The organism is Microbulbifer flavimaris, from assembly GCF_001641755.2.
Classification (GTDB): domain Bacteria; phylum Pseudomonadota; class Gammaproteobacteria; order Pseudomonadales; family Cellvibrionaceae; genus Microbulbifer; species Microbulbifer flavimaris.
Genome location: NZ_LRFG02000005.1, coordinates 316,094 through 333,465, shown reverse-complemented (window position 1 = coordinate 333,465; position 17,372 = coordinate 316,094). Strand labels below are relative to the sequence as shown.

At 60.6% G+C, this 17,372-nt stretch carries 16 protein-coding genes and 1 tRNA gene; 4 read left to right on the top strand and 13 right to left on the bottom strand.

The genetic code is table 11. From position 1 onward, the window contains the following. Positions 1–442: 442 nt before the first annotated feature. The 12 genes from AWR36_RS14285 to AWR36_RS14230 all read right to left on the bottom strand — a co-directional run bounded on the left by AWR36_RS14285 (position 443) and on the right by AWR36_RS14230 (position 11,828). Positions 443–532: transfer RNA gene (locus AWR36_RS14285), tRNA-Ser, on the bottom strand. A gap of 221 nt (positions 533–753) precedes the next feature. Further along, positions 754–948, bottom strand: coding sequence for a carbon storage regulator CsrA (gene csrA, locus AWR36_RS14280; protein WP_067086302.1), 195 nt, complete (start codon positions 946–948; stop codon positions 754–756). A gap of 219 nt (positions 949–1,167) precedes the next feature. Continuing rightward, positions 1,168–2,415: an aspartate kinase gene (locus AWR36_RS14275; protein WP_067086300.1), complete on the bottom strand. Its 1,248-nt coding sequence runs from the start codon at positions 2,413–2,415 to the stop codon at positions 1,168–1,170. Between the two features lie 269 nt (positions 2,416–2,684). After that, the gene (alaS, locus tag AWR36_RS14270; RefSeq protein WP_067086298.1) at positions 2,685–5,297 is read right to left on the bottom strand and encodes an alanine--tRNA ligase; all 2,613 of its coding nucleotides are present in this window, start codon (positions 5,295–5,297) and stop codon (positions 2,685–2,687) included. Between the two features lie 62 nt (positions 5,298–5,359). Next, positions 5,360–5,707, bottom strand: coding sequence for a histidine triad nucleotide-binding protein (locus tag AWR36_RS14265; protein WP_067086295.1), 348 nt, complete (start codon positions 5,705–5,707; stop codon positions 5,360–5,362). Positions 5,708–5,710: 3 nt separating this feature from the next. Next, positions 5,711–5,896, bottom strand: coding sequence for a Trm112 family protein (locus AWR36_RS14260; protein ID WP_067086292.1), 186 nt, complete (start codon positions 5,894–5,896; stop codon positions 5,711–5,713). A 98-nt stretch (positions 5,897–5,994) separates the two neighbouring features. Then, the gene (locus tag AWR36_RS14255) at positions 5,995–6,846 is read right to left on the bottom strand and encodes an alpha/beta hydrolase (protein ID WP_067086289.1); all 852 of its coding nucleotides are present in this window, start codon (positions 6,844–6,846) and stop codon (positions 5,995–5,997) included. Positions 6,847–7,009: 163 nt separating this feature from the next. Further along, on the bottom strand, positions 7,010–8,035 hold the full coding sequence (locus AWR36_RS14250) for a class I fructose-bisphosphate aldolase (protein WP_067086287.1): 1,026 nt from the start codon (positions 8,033–8,035) through the stop codon (positions 7,010–7,012). A 46-nt stretch (positions 8,036–8,081) separates the two neighbouring features. Next, positions 8,082–9,560 carry a glycerol kinase GlpK gene (gene glpK / locus AWR36_RS14245; RefSeq protein ID WP_067086285.1) on the bottom strand — a complete coding sequence of 493 codons (1,479 nt, stop codon included), beginning with the start codon at positions 9,558–9,560 and terminating at the stop codon, positions 8,082–8,084. 95 nt (positions 9,561–9,655) lie between these two features. Continuing rightward, complete coding sequence (locus AWR36_RS14240) at positions 9,656–10,150, bottom strand: regulatory protein RecX (protein WP_067086279.1); 495 nt, start codon at positions 10,148–10,150, stop codon at positions 9,656–9,658. Then, positions 10,151–11,185 (bottom strand): recombinase RecA, encoded by a 1,035-nt coding sequence (gene recA / locus AWR36_RS14235; protein WP_067086264.1) that lies wholly within the window; start codon positions 11,183–11,185, stop codon positions 10,151–10,153. It lies immediately after the preceding gene. A 118-nt stretch (positions 11,186–11,303) separates the two neighbouring features. Continuing rightward, a complete protein-coding gene (locus tag AWR36_RS14230) occupies positions 11,304–11,828 on the bottom strand; it encodes a CinA family protein (RefSeq protein ID WP_067086260.1) in 525 nt (174 codons plus the stop codon). 90 nt (positions 11,829–11,918) lie between these two features. Between AWR36_RS14230 and mutS the strand changes: the two genes are divergently transcribed. From mutS to AWR36_RS14215, 3 genes are all read left to right on the top strand, one after another. Beyond that, a complete protein-coding gene (gene mutS / locus AWR36_RS14225; protein WP_067086257.1) occupies positions 11,919–14,585 on the top strand; it encodes a DNA mismatch repair protein MutS in 2,667 nt (888 codons plus the stop codon). 123 nt (positions 14,586–14,708) lie between these two features. Next, entirely contained in the window at positions 14,709–15,032 is a 324-nt protein-coding gene (fdxA, locus tag AWR36_RS14220; protein WP_067086252.1) for a ferredoxin FdxA, read from the top strand. 210 nt (positions 15,033–15,242) lie between these two features. After that, positions 15,243–15,404, top strand: coding sequence for a DUF1328 family protein (locus tag AWR36_RS14215; RefSeq protein ID WP_082679624.1), 162 nt, complete (start codon positions 15,243–15,245; stop codon positions 15,402–15,404). Positions 15,405–15,574: 170 nt separating this feature from the next. Here AWR36_RS14215 and AWR36_RS14210 read toward each other — a convergent pair whose 3' ends face one another. Next, a complete protein-coding gene (locus tag AWR36_RS14210; RefSeq protein ID WP_067086250.1) occupies positions 15,575–16,102 on the bottom strand; it encodes a carboxymuconolactone decarboxylase family protein in 528 nt (175 codons plus the stop codon). Between the two features lie 85 nt (positions 16,103–16,187). On the opposite strand from AWR36_RS14210, the gene dinB reads away from it, so the two are divergent. Continuing rightward, complete coding sequence (gene dinB / locus AWR36_RS14205) at positions 16,188–17,270, top strand: DNA polymerase IV (protein WP_067086248.1); 1,083 nt, start codon at positions 16,188–16,190, stop codon at positions 17,268–17,270. Positions 17,271–17,372: the final 102 nt, after the last annotated feature.

Sequence of the window (17,372 nt, the reverse complement as noted above, 5' to 3'; positions counted from 1 at the left end):
AACCCCGAACCACCGTCTCCGGCAGCTCGTGAGGGGCGCGCATTATAGCGAACCGCCTCTCCGCGGCAAGCCTTTTTTGAAGGCTTTTTACAGTGCTGGATGCGATGCCCGAAAGCGTCTGATCCAACCCTGCGGGACTAGCGGAAGCCCCTTCGAAGTGGCGCGCATTATAGCGGCCTCCTCCCCCCCTGCAAGTACTTTTTGTAACTCAGTTACCCAGCCCTTACAGAGACGCTGACCTCACCAACAACCTGGCTTGAGGCCAAAAAAAACACCCTCTCGAAAGAGGGTGTTTTTAAAGATGGCGATGAGAGAGGGATTAGCTTCGCTTCGCTAGCTGGTCTCCGGCGCCATGCGCCTTCGACTCGAACCCTTCAGGGTTCTCACCCTCTCCGGCCCTTTTCAACAAAAGGCCCCGCTCTGCGAGGCCCTTTGTTCAATATGGCGGTGAGAGAGGGATTCGAACCCTCGATGAGTGTTAACCCATACGCCCTTAGCAGGGGCGCGCCTTCAGCCACTCGGCCATCTCACCTTGTCTGCTTTCTCTGGGAGCCGTTAGGCTGCCCCCCGAAAGAGAGCGGCATAATACCAACGGCGAGACAAAAATCAATGGGGAATCAATAACTTTTTGGCTTTTTGCAAAGCAGCGGTCAATTCTTGGGCAGCCCAGCTGCGCCCGCTTTTCTGACCGCCCCAAAACGAAAAAGGCCGGTCTGACCGGCCTTTTCAGCAACCACTTGTAGCGGGTGGGGGTTATTCCCCCTCCCCGCTGTCAGAGGACTGCTTTTCGCGTTGAATGCGCTGGTAGATTTCCTCCCGGTGCACCGCTACTTCCTTGGGCGCGTTTACGCCTATCCGAACCTGATTCCCCTTGACGCCGAGCACGGTCACAGTGACGTTGTCACCTACCATCAGCGTCTCGCCAATCCGGCGGGTCAAAATCAACATTGGCTACTTCTCCTTGGTCATCCTGTGAGAGCGCAGCGGAACATTCCCATGGCTGCGCTAATGGTCATCATAACCGGATGGCGGCGCAAAAAGGTCGAAACTGCCCATCTCCCTATTCATTATTGACCAGCGGATCAAAATCTCAATAGGTCGGACTCCACGCCAAATGACCGAATCGCTATGGTCAGACTGCGCTCGCCTTAGTTCTGGTTATAGATTCTACTGCCCCTGCTGCACCTTACGGGGCTCTGAGAGCTCGAATTCGCTGTGCAGGGCTCGCACGGCCAGCTCCAGGTACCGCTCATCGATGATCACGGAAATCTTGATCTCAGACGTGGTGATCATCTGAATATTGATATTGTCCTCGCCCAGGGCACTGAACATGCGGCTCGCCACATTGGCGTGCGAGCGCATACCCACACCGACAATTGAGACCTTGGCGATCTTGTCATCGGAGACCACTTCACGCGCGCCCAGCTCGTCAGCCACTCGCTGAAGTACCTCACGCGCCTTGTTCAGATCATTGCGGTGGACGGTAAAGGTAAAATCCGTGGTGCCATCGACCGCACTGATATTCTGGACGATAACGTCCACTTCGATATTTTCGGCGCCAATTGGCGCGAGAATCCGGCACGCCACCCCCGGGTTGTCCGGCACGCCACGGATCGTCAGCTTTGCCTCATCGCGGTTGAAGGCAATACCGGAAACGACAGGTTGCTCCATCTCGTTGTCTTCCTCATCCAGACTGATCAGCGTGCCCTCACCTTCCTCAAAGGTTGAGAGCACCCGCAGGGGTACTTTGTACTTGCCGGCAAATTCGACCGCACGAATCTGCAACACCTTGGAGCCGAGGCTGGCCATCTCCAGCATCTCTTCAAAAGTGATACGGTCCAGTCGCCGCGCGCTATCCACCACCCGCGGGTCAGTGGTGTAGACGCCATCCACATCGGTGTAAATCTGGCATTCTGCCGCATCCAGTGCCGCCGCCAGCGCAACCCCGGTGGTATCGGAACCGCCGCGACCCAGGGTAGTGATATTGCCATCCCCGTCGACGCCCTGGAATCCTGCCACGACCACTACCCGGCCAGCGTCCAGGTCACGGCGCATGCGCTCCACATCAATTTGCTGGATGCGGGCTTTGGTGTGGGCGTTATCGGTAAGAATCTTGACCTGTCCGCCGGTATAGGAACAGGCATCGTATCCGCGCTTTTTCAACGCCATGCTGAGTAGAGCGATGGTGACCTGCTCACCCGTCGACACCAGCACATCCATCTCACGGGGATCCGGGCGCTCCTGAATCTGGTAGGCAAGCTCAATCAGGCGGTTGGTCTCGCCACTCATGGCGGACAGCACGACCACCATGTCGTGGCCCTTGGCCCGAAACGCAGCCACCTTGTCTGCAACAGCCTCGATCCGCTCGATAGAGCCGACAGAGGTGCCGCCGTATTTCTGGACGTACAAACTCATGGGTTTCTGTGTTTCCTTACTGCTAACACGGTCAGGTGCCGCGCCGCTCTACTCCGTATGGCTGTTAGATGCTGGGAATGCCGCGCCCCGGCGCAGTTGGCTTGCAACAAGCCAGGGCACGATTGAGACGGAGAGCCGGCAAGCCCCAGAAGCTCACCACACGGCAGCTTCTGGGGCAGGCTATTCAGCGCAAGCCGCGCACTAAATCACCAAAATCGGCTGAAATCAACTTGCCAAATAGCATTTTCCGCCAACTTGACCCAATTTAACTAGTTGAGCTGACTTTCAACCCAGGCCGGGACTTCTGCGAGCATGCCCTGCAGGGCCGATACATCAGTGCCCCCTCCCTGGGCCATATCTGCACGTCCCCCGCCCTTGCCGCCCAGCTTCCCTGCAGCGAACCGCATCAGGTCACCCGCCGCCACGCGGTCAGTGAGATCCTTGGTGACCGCCGCCACCAGGGCGACTTTCTCGTCCCCCGGCGCTGCCAGCAATACCACACCCGAGCCAAGCTTGTTTTTCATCTGGTCCGCCAGGTCTCGCAGGGACTTGGGGTCAGCCCCCTCAATCGAGGTGGCCAGGAGCTTGAGGCCGGCGACCTCAACCGCCTGGGAAGAAAGGTCACCGCCCGCACCGCTGGCCAGCTTGGTCTTGAGCTGGGCGATTTCCTTTTCCAGCTTGCGGTTGTTGGTCAGCAGCTGCTCAACCTTGTCCGCCAGGGTATCCGGGCGGGTCTTCAGCAATGCAGATACGTGCTCCAGGCGCTGCTGCGCTTCGTCGAACATTGCCAGGGCATGGGCGCCGGTGACGGCCTCGATACGGCGCTGACCGGAGGCAATACCGCTCTCGGCCACAATCCGCAGCAGGCCGATATCACCAGTGCGCGCCACGTGAGTGCCACCACAGAGCTCCACCGAGAAAGCGTCTCCATCTTCCTCGCGGCCCATGGACAGCACTCGCACGGTGTCGCCGTACTTTTCACCAAACAATGCCATCGCGCCTTTGCGCTTGGCGGTCTCGATATCTGTCTCTTCCGTCTGCACGGGCGTATTGGCACGAATCTGTGCGTTGACCAGGGCTTCGATGGCATGCAGCTGCTTCGCAGTCACCGCCTCGGGATTGGAGAAATCAAAACGCAGGCGCTCGGAATCCACCAGGGAACCTTTCTGGGTCACGTGCTCGCCCAGCACTTTGCGCAGCGCAGCATGCAGGAGGTGGGTAGCCGAGTGGTTGAGCGCAGTGGATTCACGGACATCGGCCGCCACCTCCGCTTCTACCGAGTCACCGACAGACAGACCGCCCCGCAACATCTTGCCGGCGTGCAGGTGGTGGCCGCCCTGCTTGGTGCAGTCCGCCACTTCGAAGCGTCCGCCATCCACCTGCAGATAACCACAATCACCGACCTGGCCACCGGACTCGGCATAGAAAGGTGTCCGGTCGAGCACTACCGCACCCTCTTCGCCCTCTTCCAGACGATCAACCTGCTCCGCGCCCTTGAGGATCGCCAGTACCTTGCCACTGGCTTTGGTGGCCTCGTAGCCCAGGAATTCGGTACTGCCCTCCAGTTCGAGAGCGCCGGTGTAATCCTGTTTGAACTTGCCCGCGGCACGGGCACGCTGGCGCTGGGCCTCCATCGCCTCCTCATAACCGGCCATATCCAGGGACAACCCGCGCTCGCGGGCGATGTCCTGGGTCAGGTCCGTCGGGAAGCCGTAGGTATCGTGCAGGGTGAATACCAGCTCACCGGGAATCTCGCTGCCCTCCAGTGACTCCAGCGCATCCTCCAGTAGGGCCATGCCCTTATCGAGGGTCTTGGCAAACTGCTCTTCTTCTTTGCGCAGCGCTTTTTCGATGATCGACTGCTTCTCCCGCAGCTCCGGATAGGCATCACCCATCTGCTCCGCCAGCGCCTCCACCAGCCGGTGGAAGAAAATCTCTTTGTGGCCGAGCTTGTGGCCGTGGCGCACGGCACGGCGAATAATCCGCCGCAGTACGAAACCCCGACCTTCGTTAGACGGCATAACCCCGTCGGCGATCAGGAAGGAGCAGGAGCGGATGTGGTCAGCGATCACCCGCAGGGATTTGTTTTCGAGGTCATCGCAGCCGACGATCTTGCCAGCCGCCTTCAGCAGCGCCTGGAACAGGTCGATTTCGTAGTTGGAGTGCACGTCCTGCATCACCGCCGCAATGCGCTCGAGCCCCATACCGGTATCGACCGAGGGCTTGGGCAGCGGATGCAGCTCACCATCGGCGGAGCGCTCGAACTGCATGAAAACCAGGTTCCAGATCTCGATGTAGCGGTCCAGGTCATCGTTGTCAGAACCGGGAGGGCCGCCCGGCACATCCTCGCCGTGATCGTAGAAGATTTCGGAGCTGGGCCCACAGGGACCGGTATCGCCCATCTGCCAGAAATTGTCCTCATCCAGGCGGGAGAAGCGGTCAGCACTCACGCCCATTTCCTTCAGCCAGATATCCGCCGCCTCGTCATCACTGATGTGAACCGTCACCCAGAGACGCTCTTCGGGCAGCCCCAACACCTTGGTCAGGAAGTTCCAGGCGAACTGAATCGCCTCGCGCTTGAAGTAGTCGCCGAAACTGAAATTGCCCAGCATTTCGAAGAAGGTGTGATGACGTGCGGTGTAGCCCACGTTTTCGAGGTCATTATGCTTGCCGCCTGCCCGCACACAGCGCTGGGAACTGGTCGCCCGCGTGTAGGGTCGCTTTTCCTGCCCGAGGAAAACGTCCTTGAACTGCACCATACCGGCATTGGTAAAGAGCAGCGTGGGATCATTGCCGGGGACCAGCGAACTGGAGGGCACCACGGTATGACCCTGTTCGGCAAAGTAATTCAAGAAGGCTTCGCGTATCTCTGCGCTTTTCATCCAGCGTAATTCCAGCTCGTTAATTGAATGTTTGAATGGTGATTGCCGCGCGGGCCGGAGCCCTATTCGGCCAGGTCCTGCTCGCGCATCTTGCGGTTGGCCAGCAGGTGAATATGCATGTGGAAGACCGTCTGCCCCGCATCCGGGCCGTTATTCATCACCAGGCGATACCCGTCCAGCTCCAGCCGGCGGCCCATCTCAGCGGCCACCCAGAGGAGGTGTCCCAGCAGAGGTTTGTCCTCCGCCCCGGCGTCGAGGAGATTGACCAGCGGCTTTTTGGGAATGATCAGCAGATGCGTGGGCGCCTTGGGCGCCCGATCCCGGATCACGATGCACTGCTCATCTTCGAAGACCCGGTCTGCCTCCACCTCTCCTGCGATGATGCGGCTAAAGACACTGGGCTTGGACACGGGTTATTTCTCCAGCTTTTCCTCAGTGGTCAACTGCCGGGCCTGGGATTCCAGCATCACGGGAATCCCGTCCCGAATGGGATAGGCGAGCCCACTGGCCTTGCAGACCAACTCCTGGGTCTCTTCTTTATATTCCAGCGGGGCCTTACTGACCGGACAGACCAGCAGGCTGAGCAGTTTCTTATCCATGCACCCAAACTCCACAAAATGGCCACAGCGGCCCAAAATGACCGCGTATAGTACAACGGATATGCGCCGTTTTCACGACAGCTGCCGCCCGCAGGGCATCAGGCTTCCCGGACTGCTTCCAGGCTCGAAGAGGTCGTCGAGGCGTATTGGCGCAGATGCTCCAGAATCTGACTCACGGCTTCGCTCCTGTGATCCGGCTCATTCAGTAATTCATGGTAAGCGCCGGCAACGCCATGGAGTGTCTTCTCGGGGCTGCCGAGGGACTCGAAGAAACGCTCGGCAACGGCGCTGTCCACGATTCGATCCCCGCGGGGCAGCAACATCAGGCACGGGGTTGTGATCTCGCCGGCAGCGGCCAACAGATGCCTCCGCTCGCGCAGAAACGCCAGAAACCAGGCTGGGGTGATACGCCGGTGAACCAGCGGATCCTGCCGGTAAGCGCCAACGGCTTCGGCATCGTGACTCAACCAGTCCGGATTCACCCGGTTTGGCAGGGACAAAGATGGCAGCCATCGGCCCAGCATACGGATCAAGCTCAGTTCGAGACCGGCGGGCTCGGCACTGCCCTGGAACGCCGGCGCCGACAGCAGCAGGCTGTCCACGCCTCCAAAGCGATGGACACAACCGCAGGCGATCAAGCCACCCATACTGTGGCCAAAGAGGTGCACAGGACGACCGGGATTGTCCCGTCGCACGAGACGGACAAAGTCGTGCAGGTGTGTGCTGTAACGAGCAAAGTCATCGACATGCCCACGGCGGCCGGTAGAAAGGCCGTGGCCGGCATGGTCAAGCGCGTAAACACTAAAGCCGCTGCGATTGAGCTCTACTGCCAGCCGTCGGTAACGACCGCTGTGCTCACCCAGACCATGGGAGACGACAACCGTCCCCAGAGCCCCCTCGACCCACCAGCGGCGGAAGTGCAGCTGTTCACCCCGGGAAAGAAACTGCATCCCTACCCCCTTCTCTCATCTCTGCTGTTGTTATCGGCAAGCAGGCCGGGCGGCAGAAGCTGTCGCCCAGCCACAAGCCCATCGTTCAAGTGGGCCCTTTCATTGTTATTGCTGTGCACAGTGGCACGGGAGCGCCCGTATTGCGAGCCCCATCAGCCCGGCATTAGTCCGCGCTCCGGGCCTCCAGTCCCTCGGTGTACTCCCCGAGCATCGCCAGGTGGTTGAGCCGGGCCCGCTTCAGCAGCGCCCCCTGGGCCTGGCTTTTCTGGTCACTAGCGCCGGACCAGGCGTGCAGAGCCGGCTCCTGCAGCGCGCGCCCGTAGGAGAAGCTGAGCTGCCAGGGCGTCTGCCAGAGCTGATTGAGAGCATTCAGGTTGGCCGTGGCCTCCTCCGGGCCCTGCCCTCCCGACAGGAAATTGATACTCGGCACAGCCGCAGGGACAGCCCGGCGCAAGGCCCGCAACGTGTATTCCGCCACCTGCTGCGGTGGTGCCTTGGCGCACTCACTGCCAGGAGTGACCATGCTCGGCTTGAGCAGCATCAGCTCCAGTGCCACACCGTGGCGATGCAGCGCGTGAAACACCGCCTCCCAGACCTGCTCATTGACTTCTGCACTGCGCTCGATGCTGTGGTCACCGTCCATCAAAACCTCCGGCTCCACAATCGGCACCACACCACAGGACTGACAAACCGCTGCGTAGCGGGCCAGCATCTCCGCGTTGGCGGTGAGCCCGAGCGCCGTCGGGTTGGTCGGACTGACAGGGTAGACTTCACGCCATTTGGCGAAACGTGCCCCCTGTTCTTTGTAGCCCTGAAGCCGCTCTGCCAGACCATCGAGGCCGTAGGTGATCATATCGCCCGGTGCCCCCGGCAGTGGGCCCTTACCTTTGTCCACCTTGATACCGGGCACGATTCCCGCATCAGCAGCCACCTGCGGCAGTGGCGTTCCGCCATCGTCCCGCTGTCCGAGCGTCTCCTCAAACAGAATGACGCCGCTGACGTATTGCCCGAGGTTCTCGGTCGTCAATAGCAAGCTGCGATAGAAGCGCCGATGCTCCTCCGTGGACTCCACCCCCACTGACTGGAAACGCTTGGCGATGGTGCCACTGCTTTCGTCCGCCGCCAGAATGCCGCGGCGGCCGTCGACCATGTCCGCGATTGTGGCCTGTAACTCTTCGGTTACCGACATAATCATTCCTCCTGTTCCATCCTGAACTGAGGATAGGCGCTCCCGTTCAAAAGGTGCGGCAAGCCCTGACAGCCCGTTGCCAGCCACTGATCAATTCTTCCCTGCGCCCTGTGTCCATCTGCGGCACGAAGTCTCTTTCGACTTCCTGGAGAGACTCCGGCCTCTTGCCAGGCTGCCAGAGTCCTGCTCCGATTCCCGCCAGCAGCGCAGCCCCCACCGCCGTCGATTCGACCTGGACCGGACGCTCGACACGGACATCGGAAATGTCGGATTGAAACTGCATGAGGAAATTATTGGCACTGGCCCCGCCATCCACGCGCAGGCAGGCAAGTGGAACATCCAGCGCCTGGGACATCAGCCCAGCCAGCTCATTGCTCTGGTAGGCGATGGATTCCAGCGTGGCCCGCACCAGCTCCTCTTTGCCGGTGCCGCGGCTGAGGCCACAGATGGTTCCCCGCGCAGTGGGATCCCAGTGCGGTGCCCCAAGCCCACTAAAGGCTGGCACCAGATAGACGCCGCGGGTGTCCTGCACCCGGTGGGCAATGGCTTCCGTCTCTTCCGCATAACGGATCAGGCCCATCTCATCACGCAGCCACTGCACTGCAGACCCGGCATTGAAAACCGCTCCCTCAAGGGCAAAAGCGGGTGCGCCGTCCGGGCCACAAGCCACAGTCGTCAGCAGACCCGGCGGTGCTTCGGGACGCTCGCTGCCGGCATAGGCCAGCATGAAGCAACCGGTACCATAGGTGTTCTTGATGAGTCCCGGTCGGGTGCAACCCTGACCGAAAAGCGCAGCCTGCTGGTCGCCAGCGACGCCGGTGATCGGTGCTGAAGCACCGAGGAAACAGCGGGGATCGGTATCGACAAAGTATCCAGCGGACGGCCGTATCGAGGGCAAGATCTCCGCAGGGCAGTCGAACAAGTCCAGCAGTTCGGCATCCCAATCCCCGCTGGCCAGGTCATATAGGAGCGTGCGACTGGCGTTTGTATGATCGGTGAGATGGGCTCGACCTCCACTCATCTTCCAGATCAACCAGCTGTCGATGGTTCCGAAACAGAGTTCACCGGCCCTCGCACGGGCGGCAAGTTCAGGATGACGCTCAAATAACCACTGCAGCTTGCTGGCAGAAAAGTAGGCGTCCAGAACCAATCCCGTCTTCTGCCGGAGCCAATCGGCCCGGCCAGCGCCTTCGTGCGCCTTGCAGACCCCTGCAGAGCGACGGCACTGCCAGACGATGGCCGGATGCACCGGCTCACCCGTCTTGCGATCCCAGAGCACGGTAGTTTCACGCTGGTTGGTGATGCCGATAGCGGAGAGCTCCGTGGCAGATACGCCAGCCCGCTCCAATGCGGCAGCGCTGACCCGCTGTGTCACCGACCAGATCTCCTCGGCGCGGTGCTCCACCCATCCGGGCTGAGGGTAATACTGGGAGAATTCAGAATAACTGCGGCCCAGAAGGTTGCCCTCTTTATCGAAGACAAAGGCCGTGGTGCCGGTGGTGCCCTGGTCGATGGACAGGATCATAGGGGCCTCGCGCTACTTGTACTTATCGTTATCCGACACGCCGCCAGCCCGCTGTAAAACCGGCCCGGCGGTGCTCCCGCGCAAACGGGGAGAAGTCAGAACTGAGAGTATAAGTCGGTGGCAGCGGCGTCCAGCGCCCAGTGAATGGCATCTGAGGGAAAGCCGCGATAGGCGAGATAGCGCTGGCGGCGGGCGCGCTCCTTGAGCTGCTGCTCCCGGGGCAGGGCCTCGCTTACTGGACCCCGGAATTTCCGCTGCAGCAACTCAGCCGCCAGCTGAAACCAGTCCTCCTGCAGCAGTTCCAGTGCCCTCTCAATCAGATCGGCACTAACACCCCGCTGCTGGAGTTCCCGGCGAATCCGCAGTGGCCCCTGGCCCCGCTGAACGCGGGAGCGGGCAAACAGCTCGGCAAAGCGCTGGTCGGATTGATAGTTGAGCTCCTGCAGGCGCAGGAAAAGGGCATCGAAATCGGCGTCGGGGAATTTGCCACTGAGCTTCTCCCGCAGTTCACGGCGGGAGTGCTCGCGGCGGGAGAGCAGCTCAAGCGCTGCGCTGAAGAGCGCCTGAGCCGGGGAACCCTCGGAAAACACTTAGCCTTCCGGAGTCTCTTCTGCCTGCTCGGGAGTAGCGGGAACCAGATCACCGAGCAGCTGCGCGCGCAGCTGGCCTTCGATCTCATCGCGAATGTCCTGGTTCTCTTTCAGGAACTTCACCGCGTTGGCCTTACCCTGGCCAATCTTGTCACCCTTGTAGCTGTACCAGGCACCGGCTTTGTCTACCAGCCCGTGCTTGACGCCATAGTCGATGATCTCGCCCAGCAGGTTGATACCCTGGCCGTACATGATCTGGAACTCGGTCTGCTTGAAGGGTGGCGCCACCTTGTTCTTGACCACTTTCACACGGGTCTCGTTGCCCACCACTTCATCGCCTTCTTTTACTGAGCCGATGCGGCGGATATCCAGGCGCACAGAAGAGTAGAACTTGAGCGCGTTACCACCGGTGGTGGTCTCCGGCGAGCCGAACATCACACCGATCTTCATCCGGATCTGGTTAATAAACACACACAGGGTGTTGGTGTTCTTGATGTTGCCGGTGAGTTTGCGCAGAGCCTGGGACATCAGGCGGGCCTGCAGGCCTACGTGGGAGTCCCCCATTTCGCCTTCAATCTCGGCGCGGGGCGTCAGTGCCGCCACGGAGTCGACAATCAGCACGTCCACCGCACCGGAACGCACCAGCATATCGGCCACTTCCAGTGCCTGCTCACCGGTGTCGGGCTGGGAAACGATCAGCTCGTCGACGTTCACACCCAGCTTCTCGGCATAGATCGGGTCCAGCGCGTGCTCGGCGTCGACGAAAGCGCAGGTACCGCCTTTGCGCTGGGCCTCGGCGATTACCTGCAGGGTCAGGGTGGTTTTACCGGAGGATTCCGGGCCATAGATTTCCACAATACGGCCGCGGGGCAGACCGCCGATGCCCAAGGCCACATCCAGGCCCAGGGAACCAGTGGAGATCGCGGGGATACGCTCGCGCTCCTTGTCCCCCATGCGCATGACAGTACCTTTACCGAACTGACGCTCGATCTGAGACAGCGCCGCCTGCAGTGCCTTGTCTTTGTTGGAATCCATGACCCTTCCCGTGTACTTGATCGTTGTTGATTGCGGCCAAGCTTAACGAAGGATTACTGTATAAGCAACCAGTAACCGGATAGTCACCCGAGAGCCCCCGCTTGAGTCGCCCACAGCGCTAAACCGGGTGCTCCCGCACCAGCTCGAGCATCATGCCGAGAGCCTCGGCCACGGTCTGTCCCTGAACCTGTGCCCTATCGCCGTCAAAGTGGAAACAGCGGGCGTCGATATCGACTGGCTCCTGCCCCTCGGAGTGCGCCAGCGCGATCCAGACAGTGCCCACCGGTTTCTCGTCGGTGCCGCCATCCGGGCCGGCAACACCACTGACGGCCACGGCAATGTTGGCATCCATCAGGCCCAGCACCCCGCTGGCCATCTGCCGGACCACCTCCTCACTCACCGCCCCAAGCTCTTCCAGGTCCTTCCTGGAGACCGACAGCAGATTGCGCTTGATACGGTTCGCATAGCTGACCACAGAACCATCGAACCAATGGGACGCGCCCGCCACTGCGGTGATCGCCGCCGCGATCGCACCGCCGGAGCATGACTCGGCGGTTGTAACCCGCCAGCGCCGTTTCTCCAGCTCTTCTCCCAGGGCCCGGGCCCGCTCTGCGATCTGCTGCGGCAGATTGTCTGTACTCATCGCCTTAATCTCTCTTATAAGAATCGCTAGAATAGCGCCTTCCCCGAGACCGCAGCAAAGCCCTCTCAACTGACAACAAGAAGTAATCCCATGCCGCCAACCGCGACACCCAGCGCCAAAGCCCAACACACCCCGATGATGCAGCAGTACCTGCGCATCAAGGCCCAGCACCCCCAGGAGCTGGTCTTCTACCGCATGGGGGACTTCTACGAGCTGTTCTACGATGACGCCAAGCGGGCGGCAGAACTCCTGGACGTCACCCTGACAGCGCGAGGCAAGTCCGGTGGCGAGCCAATTCCGATGGCGGGCATTCCCTATCATGCCGCCGAGGGTTACCTGGCGCGATTGATCAAGGCAGGGGTTTCGGTGGCCATCTGTGAGCAGATCGGCGACCCGGCCACCAGCAAGGGGCCAGTGGAGCGCCAGGTGGTCCGCATCGTGACACCCGGCACAGTAACGGATGAGGCACTGCTGAATGAGCGCCGCGATAACCTGCTCGCTGCCACCTCCCGGGTCGGAGATCAATACGGTCTGGCCCTGCTGGACCTGGCCACCGGCCGCTTTGTTGTCCAGGAGGTAAATACCCTCGATGGCCTGGCCGAACAGGTTCAGCGCCACGCCCCCGCCGAACTGCTGGCGGCAGAGGATCTCGACCTGCCGGCAGAGATCCAGCGGCATCCCGGACTGCGCCGCCGTGCGCCGTGGGAGTTCGACTTCGAGTCTGCCAACAGCCTGCTCAACCGCCAGTTCGGCACCCTGAACCTGGAGGCCTTCGGCTGCAGCCACATGCATGCCGCCATCATCGCCGCCGGCTGCCTGCTGCAATATGCTCGCGACACGCAGCGCACAGAGCTGCCGCATATCCGCAGCCTGCAGGCGGAGAGCAGCGAGGAAACAGTTGCGCTGGATGGCGCCAGCCGGCGCAACCTGGAAATCGACCTGAACCTGAGCGGGGGTGACGAAAACACCCTGCTGTCGGTACTCGACAGCTGCAAGACCGCCATGGGCAGCCGCCTGCTGCGCCGCTGGCTCAATAACCCGCTGCGCAGGCTCACCACCCTGCAGCAACGTCAGGATGCCATTGCCGCCCTCATCGACGGCTACCAGTTCGAACCGCTTCGCGAGTCTCTCAAACCCGTCGGTGACATGGAACGTATCCTCGGCCGTCTGGCCCTGCGCTCCGCCCGGCCCCGGGACCTGGCCCGGCTGGGTCAATCGCTGGCACAGTTCCCGGAGATCCAGCAGCTACTCGACCAGACACAGGCGACCCTGCTGGCCGACCTGGGCGAACAGGTCGGCGAATGGCCGGAGACCGTCGCACTGCTGGAACGGGCCATCGTGGAAAACCCGCCAGTGGTGATTCGCGATGGCGGCGTCATTGCCGAGGGCTACGATAGCGAGCTGGATGAGCTGCGCGCGATCAGTGAGAACGCCGGCGACTTCCTCGTACAACTGGAGCAGCGGGAGAAAGAGCGCACCGGCATCCCCACTCTCAAGGTCGGCTACAACCGGGTCCACGGCTACTTTATCGAGATCAGCCGTGGCCAGAGCGATAAGGCCCCGGCCGAGTACATCCGCCGCCAGACACTGAAAAACGCCGAGCGCTTCATCACCCCGGAACTGAAGGAGTTCGAGGACAAGGCGCTGTCAGCAAAGAGCCGCGCACTCGCCCGGGAAAAAGCCCTCTATGAAGAGCTGATCAATCAGCTGAACGAATTCCTGGCCCAGCTTCAGGGCGCCGCCGCCGGCGTATCGGAACTCGACGTACTGGCCTGCCTGGCCGAGCGCGCCGACAATCTGCGCTTGTGCCGCCCGGTGCTCGGCGAAGAACCGGGGCTCGATATCAATGCGGGGCGCCACCCGGTCGTGGAGCAGGTGCTGGACGAACCGTTTGTGGCCAACGACATTGCGCTGCGGGACGACCGCCGCATGCTGGTCATCACCGGCCCCAACATGGGTGGTAAATCCACCTATATGCGCCAGACCGCACTGATCGCCCTGCTCGCCCACGTGGGCAGCTATGTGCCGGCGGACAGTGCCCGCATTGGCCTGCTGGACCGGATCTTCACCCGCATTGGTAGCGCCGACGACCTGGCGGGCGGCCGCTCGACCTTTATGGTGGAGATGACAGAGACAGCCAACATTCTGCGCAATGCCAGTGCCAACAGCCTGGTACTTATGGATGAAATCGGGCGCGGCACCAGCACTTACGATGGCCTTTCCCTGGCCTGGGCCTGTGCCCACTTCCTGGCCGAGCGGGTGCGGGCCTTTACCCTCTTTGCCACTCACTATTTTGAGCTGACCGATCTCCCCAACCGCTGCCCCGAGGCCGCCAACATTCATCTCAATGCCACAGAGCACGGCGACGATATCGTCTTCTTGCATCGCATCGAGGAGGGTCCGGCCTCAAAGAGCTATGGCCTGCAGGTGGCCAAACTGGCCGGCATTCCCAGGGAAGTACTCGAAGAGGCGCGGGAGAGGCTGCAAGCACTGGAATCCGGATCTCAGGAAGCTTCGATCGAGGTTGCCGGGGCCCCGGTCGCTGATCCATCCAACGCGATCAGCAAAGCCGCGGATCTCGGCCAACCTGTCACTGAGGCCGCAGGCCCGTTGGCGGGAACTGAATCTCCCCTGCAGGTGGACCTGTTTGGCAGTGCCCCGCATCCAGCCATCGAAGCACTGACAGAGCTGGACCCGGATGACCTGACCCCGCGCCAGGCGCTGGAACAGTTATACGCTCTGCGCAAATTGTTATAACAACGGGGCCGATTGCCTGCAAAACCCACTACAATTCGCGCCAGTAGTTGCTAAAATCCGCAGCTTGGTAATTTCGGCCGGAGCGTGGTGCTCCGGTCTGTACAGCAGCACTGAGGGATAGTCATGACATTCGTAATTGGGGAAAACTGCATCAAGTGCAAGTACACCGACTGTGTAGAGGTCTGCCCAGTGGACTGCTTCTATGAAGGCCCCAACTTCCTCGTGATTCATCCAGACGAATGCATCGACTGCGCGCTGTGCGAGCCGGAATGTCCCGCCAATGCGATCTTTTCCGAGGACGAGGTGCCGGAGGACCAGCAGGAGTTCATCGAACTGAATGCCGAGCTGGCCGAGGTTTGGCCCAACATTACCGAGAAAAAAGACCCGCTACCGGATGCGGCCGAGTGGGACGGCAAGAAAGGCAAGCTGGAACAGCTGGAACGCTGATTACGCTTCCCTCCTATTCTTGACAGGCCGTCGTACGACGGCCTGTTTCGTTTCCGCTTAGAAAAACTCCTCGACCAATCCCGGCTAATTTGTGAACAGCGTTCTCCCAGGCTACAAATAAGCGCAAGGAATTCCCGCACCCTTTTTTGTATGCCAGCGGGACTGTTAGGGACCAACCGTGCCCTTCACCAACGATCGGGAGGTGCTTCTATGTTGCGCTGGGCAATCATATTCCTCGTTGTGGCATTGGTGGCCGCATTCTTTGGCTTCGGCGGCATTGCCGGCGCTGCGGCAGACATCGCCAAAATATTGTTCTTCGTGTTCCTGGTGCTATTCGTACTGGCACTAATCTTTGGCAGAAAACGACCGTGACGGTCCTCTATCTCTTCCAAAATCCACTAGCGTTTCGGATTGCCAACAAGTCGCCCTAGGGCGGCTTGTCTGGTTGGGCTTGAAAAAAATGTCCCCCGCCAATGGTCCGGCAAACTGTTAGGCGGCCTTATCACCGTCGATCCAATCTACCGTCCCAACGAGAAGTGGCGTTATGAGTCCTGCGGCACAGCCATCACTTCAATAAATTTATTGAAGCCGGTGATCATCTCCATTACCCCGATGGCCTCCAGAATCTCATCATCCCGAACCCCCTGCTCCCGCGCAGCGGCAACCAGGCGCTCGGCATGATTATAAGGATCGAGGTTAGCGTGGCGGGCAAGCTCCAGAATCGCGTGCTCCCTGGCATCAAAATGAGCGTGTTCCGAATCCGTGCGGATGCGCAACACTTCCTTGGGCTCTACACCCAATTCCTGCAGTATCTGGCTGTGCCGGGCAATGCTGTAATCACAGTGATTATCGGCAGCAATTACCAGTGCGATGGACTGTTTCAGGCGTGAGGGCAGACAGCCGTGCACCATCACAGCCTTGTATTTCTCCCAGTTCGCCTTGAGCAACCCGGGGTGATTGGCATAGGCGCGAAAGAAGTTGGGAACCTCGCCCAGCTCCTGCTTGATATCTGCGAAGACCGCTTCTGACATCTCGTCAGCGGGGCTCTCTACCAGTGAGATCCGGCTCATAAGTCACCTGTCTTTCCCTGATGTACCGATACCAGGGCGGGTAAAAGCGGTTCCCGCGCCTTGCGGCACTGTATATAATCCCAGCATGAGGAAGATCATCCACTGCGACTGCGACTGCTTTTACGCATCGGTCGAGATGCGTGACGACCCGAACCTTCGCGGTCGGCCGCTGGCAGTGGGGGGCAGCAGCGATCGGCGGGGCGTCATTTCCACCTGCAACTACGAAGCACGCAGTTACGGGGTCCGCTCAGCCATGCCGACAGCGCATGCCAAGCGACTCTGCCCTGACCTGATTGTAGTACCCGGTAACATGAAGAAATACCGGGAAGTCAGCGCGGAGATCCGCCAGATCTTCCTCGAGTACAGCGACAGGATAGAACCCCTGTCCCTCGACGAGGCCTATATCGACGTCACGGAAAGCGGTCACTGCCAGGGCAGCGCCACCCTGATTGCAGAGCAGATTCGCGCCCACGTCGCGGAACGTCTGGGTATCACCATCTCTGCAGGGGTCGCCCCTAACAAGTTTCTGGCCAAGATTGCCAGTGATTGGCGTAAACCGGATGGCCTGACAGTGATTCCGCCGGAAGCGGTTGAAGAGTTTGTATTGAGACTGCCGGTTAGCAAGATCCACGGGGTCGGTCGTGTCACGGCGGAAAAAATGCAGCGCCAGGGCATTCGCACCTGTGCCGATCTACGCAACTTTACCCAGATCGAACTGGTACAGCGCTACGGCAAATTCGGCAGTCGCCTTTACCAGCTGTGCCGAGGCGAGGACGACCGACCCGTCAATGGAGACGGCTCGAGAAAGAGCGTCAGCGTCGAGCGAACCTTCAGTGAAGACCTGCCCGATATCGCCGACTGGGAAGAGCAGCTACCCTTCCTCTACGGTCGTTTACAGGAGCGGCTCGAAGGCCTCAGTGCCCGGTACCAGGTGAGTGGCGCCGCCGTGAAAGTCAAATATGCCGACTTCTCTACCAGCACCCAGGAGCGGGCCAGCCACTCCACCCGCATCTCAGAATTCAAGCAATTACTGAGGCAGAGCTGGGAACGGCGCCAGGGCCCCATCCGCCTTCTGGGGCTCGGGGTCAAACTCAAAGATCTGCGCGCCGAAGAAGGACCAGAGCAGTTGCCGCTCCCACTGGAGCCGGAGCGCCCGCACTCCGCCTGATCCGGCGTGTGCACGGCAATCACACAAACGTACCGGTCATGAAATCTGGCGTCGCCGCGCACTCACCTGCCGAGGCCCTCCTTCGACAACAACTATACTCAT